General features: G+C 64.6%; 9 protein-coding genes. 4 read left to right on the top strand and 5 right to left on the bottom strand.

Going from position 1 to position 16,469, the window contains the following annotated elements; translation table 11 throughout:
- Positions 1-2: 2 nt before the first annotated feature.
- Genes QZM67_RS38580 through QZM67_RS38560 form a run of 5 tightly spaced genes read right to left on the bottom strand, consistent with a single transcriptional unit; the run spans position 3 to position 12,070 of the window.
- Positions 3-920: a UDP-3-O-acyl N-acetylglycosamine deacetylase gene (locus QZM67_RS38580; RefSeq protein ID WP_301811477.1), complete on the bottom strand. Its 918-nt coding sequence runs from the start codon at positions 918-920 to the stop codon at positions 3-5.
- Positions 917-8,548, bottom strand: a complete 7,632-nt coding sequence (locus QZM67_RS38575; protein WP_301811474.1) for a type I polyketide synthase — start codon at positions 8,546-8,548, stop codon at positions 917-919. Before QZM67_RS38575 ends, QZM67_RS38580 begins: the two co-directional genes overlap by 4 nt.
- A gap of 3 nt (positions 8,549-8,551) precedes the next feature.
- Complete coding sequence (locus QZM67_RS38570; RefSeq protein ID WP_301811512.1) at positions 8,552-10,063, bottom strand: LTA synthase family protein; 1,512 nt, start codon at positions 10,061-10,063, stop codon at positions 8,552-8,554.
- Positions 10,064-10,080: 17 nt separating this feature from the next.
- Positions 10,081-10,872 (bottom strand): SDR family oxidoreductase, encoded by a 792-nt coding sequence (locus tag QZM67_RS38565; protein ID WP_301811472.1) that lies wholly within the window; start codon positions 10,870-10,872, stop codon positions 10,081-10,083.
- The gene (locus QZM67_RS38560) at positions 10,865-12,070 is read right to left on the bottom strand and encodes a capsule biosynthesis protein (RefSeq protein WP_301811469.1); all 1,206 of its coding nucleotides are present in this window, start codon (positions 12,068-12,070) and stop codon (positions 10,865-10,867) included. The genes QZM67_RS38565 and QZM67_RS38560 overlap by 8 nt, the downstream gene beginning before the upstream one ends.
- A 459-nt stretch (positions 12,071-12,529) precedes the next feature.
- Between QZM67_RS38560 and QZM67_RS38555 the strand changes: the two genes are divergently transcribed.
- The 4 genes from QZM67_RS38555 to QZM67_RS38540 all read left to right on the top strand — a co-directional run bounded on the left by QZM67_RS38555 (position 12,530) and on the right by QZM67_RS38540 (position 16,420).
- Positions 12,530-13,687 (top strand): hypothetical protein, encoded by a 1,158-nt coding sequence (locus tag QZM67_RS38555; RefSeq protein WP_175012629.1) that lies wholly within the window; start codon positions 12,530-12,532, stop codon positions 13,685-13,687.
- Complete coding sequence (locus QZM67_RS38550; RefSeq protein WP_301811465.1) at positions 13,684-14,490, top strand: ABC transporter permease; 807 nt, start codon at positions 13,684-13,686, stop codon at positions 14,488-14,490. The genes QZM67_RS38555 and QZM67_RS38550 overlap by 4 nt, the downstream gene beginning before the upstream one ends.
- Positions 14,487-15,140 (top strand): ABC transporter ATP-binding protein, encoded by a 654-nt coding sequence (locus QZM67_RS38545; protein WP_175031149.1) that lies wholly within the window; start codon positions 14,487-14,489, stop codon positions 15,138-15,140. Before QZM67_RS38550 ends, QZM67_RS38545 begins: the two co-directional genes overlap by 4 nt.
- A 341-nt stretch (positions 15,141-15,481) precedes the next feature.
- Complete coding sequence (locus QZM67_RS38540) at positions 15,482-16,420, top strand: glycosyltransferase (RefSeq protein WP_301811450.1); 939 nt, start codon at positions 15,482-15,484, stop codon at positions 16,418-16,420.
- Positions 16,421-16,469: the final 49 nt, after the last annotated feature.

Below are 16,469 nucleotides of genomic sequence, written 5' to 3'. Positions count from 1 at the left end.
TGTCACGCGTCGGGAAACTCGGCCCACTGCCACGCATCGGGTTGGGCCAGCAGCGCGTCCACCAGCCGGAAATTCATCTCGTGGCTCGGCCGCAGCGCGCTCACGCGCGCCAGCAGCGGCGCACCGGCCAGTGCCAGATCGCCGACCAGGTCGAGCACGCGGTGCCGGACGAACTCCTCCGGCAGCCGCATCCCGCCCAGCACGCGATTGCCGACAATGGACGCCGTGCACGACGGCCGCGCGCCGCGCAGGATCGGGACTCCGCGCAGATAACCGGCGACGATCGCGGGTACCGCCCACTTCACGCGGCCATACGAGCGCGATGGCGCAATGTCGGTCGCAAATGCGGCCGGCGTCAGCGCACCATCCCAGTGCATGTCGCCGAAGCCGCGCAGGTCGTTGCGCACGCTCAGTTCGTAACGCGGCGCCGGTTCGATCCGCATTTCGCGCCGCTGGTCGCCCTCGCCGTCCGTGACGACGAGGGGCCGCAGCACGCGGATGAAACGTTTCGGCGCATCGAGCGCGACGCGGCCGCACGCGCGGATGGCCTCCACCCACGGCGCGGCGCTGCCATCGAGAATCGGCACTTCCTCGGCATCGATCTCGACGATCGCGTGATCGATCTCGCACGCGAGCAGCGACGCGAGCAGATGCTCGACCGTGCGAACGCCGACGCCGTCGGCATTACGCAGCATCGTGCACAGCGGCTGCGCGCGGCGCAGTGCGGGATCGACCGGCAGCGTCGCGAGCGTGCGCCCCTGCGCGACGCGACGGAACGCGATGCCCGTCAGGCCGTCTTCCGGACGCGCGGGCAGGATCCGCACGCCCACCCGGCGCCCCGTGTGCAGCCCGTGACCGTCGATCGCGAGCGGACGCGCCAGCGTACCCTGGCTCGTCGCCCAGCCGGACGGCGCGCTCATCGCGCGACCTCCAGCGTCGGCGACGCCTGGCCCGCCGCGGGCGCCTGCCGCGTATCGAGCATCGCGCGCGCTTCGCCGTCGATCGCGTGCTTCGCAGCGAGCGCCGCGACGGCCTCCTGCGCGGCATCCGTCGCGGAACCGGCGTCCGCATCGGTCGACGCGCCGATCGAATCGACGATGCGTCCGGCCAGCGTCGTCACCGACGCGCCCTCGGCAATCGCCATCACCGACAGCTTGACCTCGAACGCTTCCTCGACCGCGAGGCCGAGCTCCATCCCCATCAGCGAATCCATGCCCATGTCGAGCACCGACTTGTCGAGCGCGATGCGATCCGGCGTCATGTGCAGGATCCGTGCGATCTGTCCCTGCAGCGTCCGGGCAACCAGCGCGATCGCTTCGTCACGCGGCAACGCCAGCACTTCTTCCCGCAGTTGCGTGCCGCCGTCGCGCGCATCGCCGCCCTTCGCATGCGATTGCAGCAGCGAATACCGGCGCGCCTTCGCGGCAGGCATCCCGCGCGCCACGGCGTGCCAGTCGAGCCGGACCACGGCTTCGCCTGCCGCGCCCGCCACCAGTGCGCGCTCGAGCGCGACCATCGCTTCGTCGGACGTGATCGACGCACCGCCGATCCGCGACTGCAACGCCTCACGCGTATCCGCGTGGCGCGCGAGGAAGCCGACGTCCTCGAGCGGCCCCCAGGCCATGAACGTGCCCGGCAATCCCGCTGCGCGACGATGTTCGACGAGCGCCTCGAGGAAGGTGTTGGCCGCGACGTAGTTCGACTGCCCCGGATTGCCGAGATAGGTCGTCGCCGACGAATAGACCACGAACAGGTCGAGCGGCAGCGCGCGCGTCGCGCGATGCAGGTTCCACGCGCCGGCCACCTTCGGTGCGAGCACCGCGGCCATGCGCGCATCGTCGAGATTGCGCACGAGGCCGTCGTCGATCGACATCGCGGAATGCAGCACGCCCTTGAGCGGGATATCGCGCCGGACGATCGCGGCAACCATCGCATCGACTGCCGCCGCGTCGGTCACATCGCACGACACGACATCGACCGTGACGCCGAGCGTCTTGCGCCACTGCTCGACTTCCTCGCGTGCGGCAGCAGCGAGTTCGCCGGAACGGCTCGCCAGCGTCAGCCGGCGTGCGCCGCGCTCGACCATCCAGCGCGCGCTCGCGAACCCGAGCCCGCCCGTGCCGCCGACCACCAGGTACGTGCCATGCGGATCGAGCGCGAGCGAACCCGCGCGCGTGACGCCGCGCGTCGGGGCCGGCGTGCCGGACGGATAGGTCACGAGCACCTTGCCGATCTGGCGCGCCTGCTGCATGTAGCGGAACGCATCCTCCGCCCGTTCGGCGGGAAACGCGCGATACGGCAGCGGATGCAGCACGCCTGCCTCGAACAGCGCCATCACTTCGCCGAACAGGCGCGCGGTCAGTTCCGGCAGCGCCCCCATCAACTGGTCGGCGTCGATGCCGAAATAGCTGATGTTGTTGCGGAACGGCCGCAGCCCGATATGGCTGTTTTCGTAGAAATCGCGCTTGCCGAGTTCGAGGAAACGACCGAACGGCCGCAGCGTATCGATGCTGCGCACCATGGCTTCGCCGGCAAGCGAATTCAGCACGATGTCGATGCCCTGACCGCCCGTCAGCACGCGAATCTCGTCCGCGAACGCCAGGCTGCGCGAATCGAGCACGTGGTCGGCGCCGAGCAGGCGCACGAACTCGCGCTTCTCGTCGCTGCCGGCCGTCGCGAACACTTCCGCGCCGAAGTGGCGCGCGAGCTGGATCGCAGCGATCCCGACGCCACCCGCACCGCCGTGTACCAGCACACGCTCGCCGCGACGCAGACGCGCGAGTTCGACGAGTGCGTAATACGCGGTGAAGAACGTGGTCGGCACGGTCGCCGCTTCCTCGAACGACAGACGCTCGGGTTTCAGCGCGATCCCTTGCGCGCGCGTCCTGACGCGCGTCGCGAACGAGGCCGGCGCGAAGCCGAGAATCGCATCGCCCGGCGCAAATTCCGTCACGGCGTTGCCCACCCGGACGACGCGGCCGGACAACTCCATGCCGATCGTCGCGCCCGCGAAGCCGGTCTCGACCGCTTCATCGGACAAGAGCCCCATCGCATACATCACGTCGCGGAAATTGAGGCCGGTCGCAACGGGTTCGATTTCCACCTCGTCCGCGCCCAGCGGGTTTTCCGGCAACGCAAACCATTCGAGATTGCGCAACGAGCCCGGTGCATCGAACGCGAGTACGGCCGCACGCGCAATCGCGCCATCGTTGCGGGCCGCAGCCTGCGCGGCGGTCAGCATGCGCGGCACCTGCCGCCCGTGTGCGCCCAGGACGACTTCTTCCTCGACCGCTGCGCCAGTCAGTTCGCGAATCAGCGCGTCGGGGGTCCGGTCTGTCGCTCGATCGACGTCGATCAGGCGGCACGCGAGCTCGGGATGCTCGTTCGCCAACACGCGACCGAGGCCCCACAGCGTGGCCTGTTCCGGATGCGCATTCGCGGTCCCGGCGAATGGCGCGCCGCCACGCGTGACAACGGTCAGCCGCGTGGCAGCGTTCGGCTGCGCACCGAGCGCGCGAACGAGTGCCGCCAGGGCGATCACGCCGTTACGCTGAGCGGCCATCAGGCCATCCCCCGTCGCCGATTCGGCGAGCGGCGTTTCGGGCGCGCAGAACACGACATGCGCCGGCTGCCCGGCCGGTAACGATGCAATCGCATCGGCCGCATGCTTGACGTCGACGATATCGGCCGGATAGCCCGCACGCGCCAGCGCATCGGCCAGCCGCCCGCCGAAACTGCCGGCGGCGTCCGGTGCGTGCATCACGAGCCATTGTTCGCTGCGCGCCAGCGTATCGAGATCGCTCGGATCGTCGCCGCGTTGCGCAACGACGGCACTTGCGGGGTTGCGCGCGATGACGAACGTCGGCGTGCCATCCAGATCGAGCGACTGCTCGACGTGCCGCACGACATCGACGTAGCCCGCGCGTTCGAGCGCCGCATCGAGATCCGCCGGCGCCAGCGGCACCGGCGCGTCGGCTTCCGTCGACGCAGACTGCGCGCCGAATACGATGTCGGAGAAGCGGCCGCGGCGCGACTCGGCCAGCAGCAGCAAGCCGCCCGGCGCCAGCCACGACCGCATCGCATTCAGCGCGTCGGCCACATCGTGACGGCCGCTCAACGCGCGGTTCGCGACGATCAGGTCGTAAGGGCCGGCTTCGTCGGCCGCCAGCGACAGCCGCTCGCCCGACTGCAGCGCAACCGTGCGCACCGCCGCTTCCGCATCCGTGTCGAACCCGGCCAGTTGGCCGGCAGTCGCGGCGATCGTGTGATCGCAACGCGCGGCCGCGAGATGCATGCCGAGCGTCTGCAGCACGTCGCCGTCCGTTGCGCCCAGTTCGAGCACGCGCAACCGGCGCGCCGGTTGCCATTCGTCGACGGCCTGCTCGACGCTTGCGGTCAGCAACGCGTGCACGTGCTGCCACGTCGGCGATGCGGCAAGGAGTTGTTCGACCAGGCTGTGCCCGGTCGGCGACAGCAGGCGGGCGCCATCCTTCGCACCGCCCAGCACGTCGGGCAATGCCGCGCCGCAATGCGCGAGCAGCGTGAGCTCGGCCACGTGCCCCGGCGATTCGGCCAGCAGCCCGCGCCACAGCTCGTCGAGCGGCGGCAACGCCGCGCACGCCGCGTCGTCGCGCACGAGCAGCGCGCCATCGCGATGAGCGAGACCATCCTCGATCAGCATGTCGGCAAGACGCGCGGCCAGCGCCGCATGTCCGGCCGCCGGCTGCCACGTGCCGGCGAATGCGCCGAGCGCATCGAACGCGCGGAGCGCGTAAAGGCTCGCCAGTACGTCGAGCAGCGGCAGGATTTCGGTCAGATGCTGCGTCCGGCGACCGTCGTGCCCGGTCGCATCGAGCCGCGCGACGGCCTGCGCGAGCAGCGCGTCGGGAGCCGGCAAACCGGCTGCGTTGACGTCGCCCGGCAGCGGCACTTCTTCAAGGCGGTAGACGAAGCGCGCGGGCAGGTTCTGCCGACGGCCGACGAGATCGACGCGCCGGAACCGGCAACCGCCGAGCCGCGCGACGATCGCGCCCCGTGCGTCGAGAAATTCGAAATGCGCGACGATCGAATGCGGGCTGTGCCGGTCGATTCGCACGAGCACCCGCTCGACCGTGTCGCCACGCAGATAGTCGATGCGGCCGATCTGCACCGGCACGTAAGCCGGATGCTCACCGTCGCGCGCGTGCGCCGCAAGCAATGCGAACAGCGGATGAAACCCGCTGTCCATCAGCGCCGGATGCAGCAGATAGGCGGACACTGCCCGCGCATCGCCACATGCGGCTGGCGCGGCGACGTCGGCCAGCGCCGCGCCGTCGTCCGCGGCGACCCGCACGGTGCGGACCCAGCGGAACGCCGGCCCGTAGCCGAGGCCGATGGCCGCCGTGTTTGCGTACAGCGTGTCGCCGTCGGCTGCGGGCAGCGCGAGCAGACGAGCGAGCGCATCGGACGGCACGACGCTCGCCTCGCCGAGCGCGTTGCCGCTTTCCAGCATCCGCCCCGTCACGTTCATCGTCCACGAGCCGTCGGACATCCGGTCGCGCGTCTCGATCGTGAAGGTTGCGGTGCGCGGCTCGATCACGAGCCGGAACAGTTTCGCCTGCTGCGGCTGGAACACCACCGGCGTGCGGATCTCGACGTTTTCGAGTGCCGCATCCGGTGTATCGAAGAAGGTGCGTGCCGCAGCCAGCGCCATTTCCACGTAGCCGGCCCCCGGGAACGCCACACCGCCGTCGACGACGTGATCGGCCAGCATCGGCAGCTTCGCCGGATCGAGCTGGTTTTCCCACGCGAATGCGTGCTCATGCAGGCGATAGCCGAGCAGCGGATGCTCGCGGCGGCGATTGACGAGGCCGTAGCCTTCGACGGTCGGCGTCAGCCAGAAACGGTCGCGCTGCCACGGATAGGACGGCAATGCGGCACGCGATTCACCCGGCGCGAAGCGGTCAGGATCGACGCTCGCACCGTGCGCGATCGCCGCGAGAATCGCTTGCCGCAGCGTCGCCGCGCTGCCGTGGTCGCGCTTGAGCGTCGGCAGCGCCACGCCGGTCGCACCGGCGGCCGCGAATGCCTGCTTCACGTACGTGCGCAGGATCGAATGCGGCGAGACCTCGACGAACAGCCGGACGCCCTGCTCGATCAGATGCGCGATACCGTCGCCGAAGCGCACGGGCTCGCGAATGTTGCGCCACCAGTAGCGGGCATCGAGCTCGGTGCCGGCAAGCGCGCCGCCGGTCACGGTCGACACGAATGCGCCGTTGCCCGGCTGCGGCCGCAGGCTGGCCAGTTCGGCCAGCACGACCGGCTCGATGCGGTCCATGTGACTGCTGTGGAACGCGTAGTCGAGATCCAGCATCTGGAAGAACTTGCCGCTGCCGCGCAGCGCGGCCTCCAGTGCCTGCAATCCCTGCAGCTCGCCCGCGAGCGTCACCGCATCGGGGCTGTTGATGCCGGCGATCTCGACGCACCGCGCCAGCCCGTGGCGCGCGATCAATTCGCGCGCCGCCGCGTCGCCGATGCCGACGGCCACCATCCGGCCGCTGCCGCGCGTCATGGCCTGCGCGCGGCTGCGGATCTTGATCACGCGAACCGCGTCGGCCAGCGACAGCGCGCCCGTCACCCACGCCGCGGCAATCTCGCCGACGCTATGGCCGATCGCCGCGTCGTAACGCATCCCGCGCGCATCGATCACGCGGATCATGCCGACCTGGATCGCGAACAGCAGCGGCTGCGCGTTCTCCGTCGCGGCGAGCCATTCGGCGCCCGCGCCGGCCAGCCATTCCGCGCTCGGGCCGCCGCGCATCACGTCGACGAGCGACGGGCTGCCGTCGGCACACCACAGCGCGTCGACTTCGTCGAGCGCTGCGCGGAAAACCGCGTTCTCGGCATAGAGCTCGTTGCCCATCCCGACCCACTGGCAGCCGTTGCCCGAGAACACGAGCGCGGTGCGCACCGCATCGGCCGGCGCGTGGCCGGTCGCCACGCAGGCCGGCAGCCCTTCCGGCGCCGGCTGGGCCAGCGCCGCGAGCGCCGCGCGTCCTTCGGCCACGTCGGCCGGCGCAACGATCGCGCGATGCTCGAGCCATTGGCGACGACGTGCGGCCGCGGCGGCCAGCGCCTGCCAGTCGCCGCCGTTGTCGAGGGCCGCCAGATAACGGCCCGCGAGTGCGCCGAGCGCGTTCGCGCTGCGCGCAGTCAGGACGAGCGGAGACAGCTGCGCGTGAATCGGCTCGGGTACGGCCGTCGACGCCTCGCTTGCAGCCGGCGCCTCGGTCAGTACGACGTGTGCGTTCGTTCCACCGAAGCCGAACGAGTTGACGCCCACCGTCAGCGGCACGTCGCCCGCGTCGAGCGACATGTAGCGATCGACGACACGCAGACGCCCGCCGTCGAAATCGATGCCTGGATTGGGCGTAACGAAATGCAGCGAGCGCGGTACCGCGCGGTGCTTCAGGCACATCACGGCCTTCAGCAGCCCGGCCATGCCGGATGCGGTTTCGAGGTGGCCGATGTTGGTCTTGACCGAACCGATGAGCAGCGGACGATCCGCCGGGCGCTCACCGGACACGACGTCGATCAGCGCACGCGCCTCGATCGGATCGCCGACCGCCGTGCCGGTGCCATGCGCCTCGAGATACGCCAGCGACTGCGGATCGATGCCCGCGCGCGCGTACACGCTGCGCAGCAGCGACGCCTGTGCGGCCGCGCCCGGCACGCTGATGCCGCCCGGCGAATGGCCGACCGAGTTCACACCGGAGCCGGCGATCACCGCATGGATCGTGTCGCCGTCGGCGAGCGCGCGATCGAGCGGCTTGAGCAGCACGAACGCGCCGCCTTCCGAGCGGACATAGCCGTCGCCGGTCGCATCGAACGCGCGGCAACGACCGCGCGGCGACAGCATCGACGCCTTGGAGAAGCTGACGAAGCCGAACGGGTGCAGCAGCAGGTTGACGCCGCCCGCGAGCGCCACGTCGGCTTCGCCGGACTGCAGCGCCTTGACCGCCTGGTGGAGCGCGACGAGCGACGACGAGCAGGCCGTGTCGACGGACATGCTCGGGCCGCGCAGGTCGAACAGGTAGGACACGCGGTTCGACGCGATGCTCAGCGTATTGCCGGTCGCCGAATACGGATCGATCACGTTCAGATCGTCCATGTTGCGGTTGCCGTAATCCATGCTCGCGGCACCGACGAAGACGCCGCAGTTGCTGCCGCGCATGTCGGCCGGACGCACGCCCGCGTCCTCGAACGCTTCCCATGCGAGTTCGAGCAGCAGGCGCTGCTGGGGATCCATCTGGGCCGCTTCGCGCGGGGAAATGCCGAAGAACGCGGCGTCGAAGCCGGCGACGTTGTCGAGGACGCCGGCCGAGAACGTGTAGCTCTTGCCCGGTTCGCGCTTGGACGGGTGCTGGTAGAAATCGGTACCGAACCGGTCGGCCGGGATTTCGGTCACTGCGTCGCGTTCGTCGCGCAGCAGTTGCCAGAAGTCGCCGGGGTTGTTTGCACCCCCGGGAAACCGACACGCTATCCCAATTATTGCAATCTTACTGTTCATCTTTTATGTCGCTTTCTCGGATGCGCACGGCTCTTCCATGCGATTTCCGTCGTCTTGTACCACATTCAGCAGAGCCGCCCCCAGCTCTTCGGCGGCCAAATGCCGGCATTCAGGAGCAACTGTGCCGTAATTTCGCCAAATGAAGTAGTCGCTGCGTTGTGGAGAAACGCCCAGCTTCTGGAATACATGATGCAGAGCGGGAACGTGATCACCGTAAAAACAAACGACCGTTTCACGATCGCTGGCGCGCAAATGATCGAGCAGGCGCCCGATCATGGCGTCCGCGTTTTCGATATGCCGCAGATATGCCGTCAGATCGCGCCAGGATGCAACCTCGCCGAGAGTATGCCGCGAAGACGATTCTCCAGGCAAAACCTGCTCCAGATGCAGCGGGCCATGATTTTCCATGGTCATCGCAAAGACGAAGCGCGGGCAGTCGCCGCCCGCCGCATCGAGTTCCGCGATAATCGACTCGGACACTGCGGCGTCCGCCACGTACGGACCGGCACGGGAGGCCGATTCAAAGTGGCGGATATCGAGAAAACGCGTGAAGCCGAGCAACGGAAATACCCGGTGCCGCCCGAAGAAATCGGCGTAATACGGATGAATCGCGACTGTATCGTAGCCGCAACGATTGAACCAGGATGCGAGCGAAGCGATTTTACTTCTTACAAATGCGTAAGGATAAAAGCGCGCATATCCAAGCGAAAAGGATTCCGTGCCGGTCAGCACCGCGAATTCCGTTCGCATGGTGTTTGCCCCCCACGCAGGGACCGTCATCTCGCCATGCCAGACGGCCTCGCGACGCGCCTGGTCGAAGCGCCTGAAGAGATTCGGCTCGACCGCCTCACCGAGCCGGCGTGCATCGAAGAACGATTCGCTCTGGATCACGATCACGTCTGGACGTCTTGTCGGCTTGCCGGTTGCGAACGGCCCGGCCGCCAGGACCCCGCAGAACTTCCGGAACGTCGCAGGACGCAGCCCGTTGAGCAGATAGGCGACGAACACGGCAAAAAAGCCATGCCGACGTTGATCGACATCGGGATCGAGTGTGAGCGGCAAGCGCGCCGCGATGGGCATGGCGATCGCGAACGGCAATGCCACCGCCAGCCACGCCACCGCGACGGAGCCCCGGTGCACCGGTTGCTCGACGACGAAGCCCGCGATCACAAGCAGGATGCCGGCACCGATCGCGACGACCTTGCCGACGCTCAGGAACGGCAAATAAAGACGAGGATGCGAAAACAACTGGCTGAACAGGCTCAGATCGGTAAATACGAACGGCTCGCGCAACGACTCGTACTTCGCATTGCTGACCGCGGCGACAAGACCGACGAGCGCAAGCGCCGCGCAGGCCGAGAAGAGCGGCCGCGACGTAACAGCGAACACCATGTCGAACAGGAAGACTACGGAAAGAATGTGAAACACTGACGACACTGGCGGGCGCCGCAGCGGCGCCCGCGGGACGGCAATCGCATCGACCGCGAACGACAGCGCAACGGTAGCCGCAAGCATCACGGCAAGACGCGCGCTCAATTGACCCTGTCCTTCGATGGCAGATAGGACAGACGGTCGAGGATTGCGTCGGCGAGTGCGGCAGGCAAGAGCGTCAGGAGGCGCATGCCGAATGCCAGCAGGCCCGGGAATGCAATCTCGCTGCGGCCCGCGTCAAGCCGGCGCCGGATGTATGCGGCTGCGCGCTCGGCGCTCCAGAGGAACGGCTTGTCACCTGGGAACACGTCGCTCATCGCAGTTTTCACGAAGCCGGGCATCACAACCGACAGACGGATGCCGTCACGCGCTAGCAAGGGGCGAACCGAATCACCATACGCCTTGAGCGCGGCCTTGCTTGCACAGTACGCGGGCGAAATGGCCATGCCACGTATTGCCGCGAGGGAACTCACCAGCACAACCTGCCCGCGTCGGCGCGGCCGCATACGCTCCATCACCGGCAGTACTGCATGCATCGCCCCATAGAAATTGGTATCGACGATTGCCGACGTGCGGTCGAGATTCTCCCAGTCGCGAGCCGACGAGAGGGTACTCGCCACCCCGGCGTTGGCAATCAGCAAATCTATCGAATATGCGTCGTCGAACTGCCATAGCCATGCCTGCATCGCCGCTGCGTCTCGCACGTCGACCTGCGCGGTGACCACCTGCGCGCCGCGTGCGCGACAGGCGTCGGCGCAAGCGTCAAGCCGCTCCGTATCCCGTCCGACGAGCCCCAGCACCCTACCCGGCGCCGCATAGGCGATAGCGAGCGAGCGCCCGATGCCCGCACTCGCGCCGGTAATGACGATGTGGCGCGGCACGGAACTAGCCATGTACCGCCTCGAGACGAGAAACCGCACCGGCAGTCGCCATTTCGATGCCGGTGCGCGTGTAGAAGTCGCCGTTGATTTGCGTGTGATGGACGACGTAGTCGAGAAACGCCTGGTACAGGTGCATGTCCGGCGGCGACGCGTCGCGCCAGAAATCGTCGAGCTCACCCTGCGCGGTGAGTCCCGGCATGCTGTAGATCGCCGTGCCGAGCGCAATCAGCGGGCGGCGATGATGCAGCGCAGAAAGTCCGACTGTGCTGTTGACCACTACGACGCCTCGCGCGTGCTCGAGCAGCGTGGGCAAATGGCCTGCGTCGATGAAACGCAAGCGATCAGCCATGTCGAGTTCGCACGCAAGTTGCCGCGCATAATGGCGATAGTCGATGAGCCCCGTGTCGAGCGGGTGATTCTTTATGACGAGCCACGCGTCCGCAGGCGCGTGGCTCGCGAATGACCGCATGACTTTGGCGATCACATCGCGGATACCGTCAAACGGCGAATGGACGACAATCTGCGTATCCGAGTTCAGTTGGAGCGGAAAGAGATAGTACGGTCGACCGGCGTCGAGGAGTTCACGCGTCACACGCTCAGCATGGCGATCATGTTGCCCCTGGCGGAGCGCGCGCACGGCAAGGCCGGCGTATTCCGCGACGCCGTTTCGCGGGCGGTGGCTACGGTAATGCGGGAAGCGCGTCGCATAGAGCATGTTCGCGGCGCGATAACGAATGTCGTGATACGCGCGCTCGCTGAGTTTGTAGCCGGTGGAACGGCCAACCGGGCTCGGCGGGGTCACGCTCCGCTGGTCGAGATACCAGGACGGATCACGCGGCAGCAGCGAACGTCCGTTGACTCCACCCCTCTCGAGGGTGAGCCAGTGCGGGCGGACGTAGCCTTCTTCGAAAACATGAACCCGCAGGCCGAATGCCTGCGATACCGGATGCATATGACGGTGAATCTCGCGACAATCGCCAAACATAATGACATCCGTGAAATCACCCGCTTGCGCAAGCTTTGCGTACCAGCCGGACAAGTCGTCCGGCGTGCCGCGGTAGTCCCACGCATTGCCTGCCCCGCCGTAAAGAAGATCGCCGCCGCAGAAATTGACCCTGCGTGCTGCGTGTCCGCGTTCCCGCAAAGCGTCGGTGAGGCGGTTGAAAAACGGCGAAGCCGTCCCTTGCAACACAAGGAATGAACGAGGCATCTTGTCTGGTCAAACAGCGAATATGGCCTGCTCGAAATGCTGCGACGCCGCCCGCGACACCTTCGATGTAGTAAGCCCGTAATATTTGTTAAAAAATTGCTTGGTCCCGGCAAGGTTCGAAGAATACAGCATCGTAGCTGAAAGCAATATAGACGCGGCGAAAAATACGGCAAGGTGTCGCAACAACCCCACCGCGATGGCGCCTTGCATAACGTGTGGCTATAATCAGCCGCCGTGGCACGATCTACGCGCATCTGTCGCACAGATCGCAGGCCACCGCGGCACCGCAGCGCGCCAACGCGGCATGGCGCAATCGGGGTGCTTAAGCAGGTTGCCAATCTGTTTGAAACGTTTTTCCTAGAGTTGGCGACACAGTTTCACGAATATTCTTCGCTCCTTTGTCACAAAATCGCCACACGCGGCGGATAGTGCAACGGAGCCAAACAGCCTGGAAAAGAGTTGGAAAACGTATCTAGCAGGACGGCGACATCGGGGTCGCCAACGGTCAATAAGAAAGGCCTGATAGCGCGGATCAAGAAGATTAATCGGCTCTTTGCGCTGACAGTACTCGTGCCCACCACGATTGCCACTATCTACTATGGTCTCGTGGCGTCCGACGTCTACGTTTCGGAGTCGCGCTTCGTCGTGCGCAGCGCCCAGCGGCAGAGCCAAACGAGCGTGGTCGGTGCGCTGCTGCAAGGCACCGGGTTCGCGCGGGCACAGGACGATACCTACCCTGTGATCGACTATATCCAGTCGCGCGACGCGCTGACTGAGCTGAACCGCGGCAACTACCTCCTTGACGCGTACTCGAATCGCGGCGACATCATCAGCCGGTTCAACTCTAGCCTCGACGATAGCTTTGAAGCGTTGTGGAAGTATTACGGCAAGCATGTCGTATCGATAGACTTCGATTCCACGTCCGCCATTACCACATTGCAGGTTCGGGCGTTCACGTCGAAGGACGCTGAAAAGATCAACCAGACGCTGCTGGAAATCAGCGAACGGCTCGTCAATCGGATGAACGACCGGGCATCGTCGGATACGGTCCAGTTCGCGCAGCGCGAAGTCAGTCTCGCTGCGGCGAAGGCAAAGGATGCAGCAGCAGCGCTCGCGGCTTACCGTAACTCGTTTACGGTGTTTGATCCGGAAAAGCAGTCCGCCCTGCAGCTTCAGCAGGTCACGAGCCTGCAATCACAGATGTTCGCCGCGCAGACGCAGCTCATGCAGCTACAGTCGATTTCGCCGCAGAACCCGCAGGTTCCCGTGTTGAAAACGAACATCGAATCGCTGCAGAAGCAGATACAGGCGGCGACCGGAGGCGTGACTGGCGGCAAGGACTCGCTTTCGCAGAAGGCTGCGAACTATGCGCGGCTGCAACTGGATGCGCAATTCAGCGACAAGCAGCTTGGTTCGGCGATGTCGGCGTTGGAAAACGCTCGTGCCGAAGCCGAGCGCAAGCAGCTCTATCTGGAAAGACTCGTCCAGCCGAATGCACCAGATGTGGCGATCGAGCCGAAGCGACTGAAGTCGGTATTCGAGGTGTTCGCGCTTGGGATGATCGTCTGGGGCGTCCTGACGCTGCTGCTCGCCGGCGTTCGCGAGCATCACGAATGAGCGAGATCCCGCAGAAGCACGTTGCGCCACTGTATCGATCGTTCCAGATACAGTGCAGAGTCGTGGGCGCGCTGCTGATGAGAGAAATCCTGACGCGCTACGGTCGCCACAATATTGGTTTCCTATGGGTGTTCTTCGAACCGATGATGTTCACGCTCGGCGTGACCGGTCTCTGGACTGCCACGAAGTCAACGCACGGATCGAATCTCCCTATCACGGCGTTTGCCGTTACGGGCTACTCGACGGTCCTTTTGTGGCGTAACTGCGTAAACCGCTGTGCGCTCGCGATTCTTCCAAATCAAAGCCTGCTCTATCACCGCAACGTGCGCGTGATTGATTTCTTTATTGCGCGTGTCCTGCTTGAAGTGTCCGGCGCAACGATTTCCCTGGTGTTCCTCTCCACGTTTTTCATCGTGCTTGGACTAATGGCCCCCCCGCACGACGTTGTACTGATGATCGAGGCTTGGGTGTATCTCATCATTCTCGGCACCGGGCTCGGGTTCACCATTGGGGCTCTGAGCGAGCGAAGCGAAACGATCGATCGTGTCTGGCATACAGCGGCCTATTTGCTTTTTCCGCTTTCCGGGGCATTGTTCATGGTCGATTGGCTCCCCGTCTCTGCGCAGAAGGTCATCCTGCTCATACCGATGGTCCATGGCGCCGAAATGTTGCGCGCGGGATACTTCGGAGCTGCAGTCAAGGCCCACTACGACGTAGGCTACATGATCACGGCCGATTTATTACTTTTGCTTCTCGGGCTATTTCTAGTAAGAGAAGCCAGTAAGCGTGTGGAACCAGAATGATTGAAATGGAGAACCTGTCAAAAGCCTACCATACGCGACAAGGTCAGCGATTGGTGCTGGATGGCGTGAACATAAGAATAACCAAAGGGCAGAAAGTCGGAATCTTGGGCCGGAACGGCGCTGGCAAATCAACAATGATCCGGATGATCAGCGGAGCGGAACTCCCGACATCCGGACGCATCACCCGGACCATGAGCGTGTCATGGCCACTCGCTTTCGGCGGTGCGTTTCAAGGCAGCCTGACCGGCATGGATAATCTTCGCTTCATTTGCCGGGTCTATGGTGCCGACCCCAAAGCTGCAGAAGCATTCGTTCAGGATTTTTCCGAACTTGGGTACTACTTGCGCGAACCGGTGAAGAGTTACTCGGCGGGTATGAGAGCTCGACTGGCATTCGCGATTTCGATGGCCGTCGAATTCGATTGCTTTCTAATCGACGAAATCATCGCCGTTGGGGACAGTCGATTCCATACGAAGTGCCATCACGAATTATTTGAACGACGTCGCGATCGGTCTCTTATCATTGTTAGCCACGATCCCGGATACATCCAGGAACACTGCGATCGTGCGGCGGTGTTGGTCAATGGTAAGTTACACGATTTTGAAAAATTGGACGACGCATACGCGTTCTACAAGGAAAGCGTCATGTGAGGCGGTGTGCAGCATTTCCTCAGCGGGTGACCCTCCCGCACTAAGGAGATGCGCGCGACCCAGATCAGGCTTGGGTCATCTTGGTGCTGACCAATGTCCATCTTCCAGGCCTCCTGGCATCCAGTACAGCAAATTCCGCGTCTCGCCCAAAGCAGGTCAGACCGAAGTCGCGGCATCCCGCGACCTAACGTGAAAATCGCCCCTTGATACGAAAAATAAAAGCAATACTGCTGACGCTATTGGCAACGCGGTGGGCGCCCCACTTCACGAAAGACGCCCGTCGGGCCGTACGATCGATACGAACCGGCAAACTGGCGCAATCGACTGCCAGCCGCCAACTTTTGGTCGATGTTTCCATCATTGCCGTGCACGACGCCGGCACCGGCATTCAGCGCGTGGTTCGTTCGCTACTTCGCGAGTTGATAAGCGAACCACCGCCGGGATTTGTCGTGCGGCCCGTGATGGCGACGCGCAAGCAGAGATATCGCTATGCTGACCAGTATTTTTCAGCACTCACGGGCAGCGCTCCGCCCTCGGCGGAGGCGATCAACGTTGATCAGGGGGATATTTTTCTCGGCCTCGATTTGACAAGTAGAATCCTGCCTCGCAGGCAAGCAGACTTGCTCGAGTGGCGCGCGAAAGGCGTCCGTCATGCGTTTGTCGTTTATGACTTGCTTCCCGCAACCAACCCAGACTGGTTTACACGTCGTTCAAGCAAATTTTTCCAGCATTGGGTTACAAGCATTTCGATCCATGCGGATTCGCTATTCTGCATATCCTCATCGGTAGCTGCGGACGTTCGACGCCGACTAGAAGGCCACCACCTGACAAACGACCAGCCGGCCATCCGCTGGTTCCACCTCGGCGCGGACCTGCCGGCACAAGGCCTCCCCCCGGATCCGAACGAGGTCGACATTTCTCGGCTTTTTGAACCTTCGATCAGCCGTACAGTCATCATGGTTGGCACAGTGGAGCCGCGCAAAGCACATGCCCTGGTACTTGACGCGTTCGAGTGCTTATGGAGCGCGGGTGTTGATGTCAGACTCGTCATTGCGGGAAAGCAGGGCTGGCACGTGGAAGATGTGGCTGCCAGACTGGAGAAACACCCAGAGACGGGAAAGCGCCTGATCTGGCTCCGCGACGTCAGCGACGCGACACTCACATCCCTCTATGCGATTGCCGACGGCTTTGTGATGGCCTCTGTGCGTATTTCGGCGAACGTGACCGCCGATTTCGGGAACGTGACCGATTCGGCGGGGTTGGGCGTTGCGCGGTGTTGATTGTAGATTTTCTTGTTAGTTCTGGTCGAGTTTGGGCTCCGGGACGTTG

It is taken from the genome of Burkholderia sp. AU45251 (assembly GCF_030482905.1).
Taxonomy (GTDB): domain Bacteria; phylum Pseudomonadota; class Gammaproteobacteria; order Burkholderiales; family Burkholderiaceae; genus Burkholderia; species Burkholderia aenigmatica.
The sequence above is the reverse complement of the archived record's forward strand: the minus strand, read 5'-3'. Positions and strand labels throughout refer to the sequence as shown.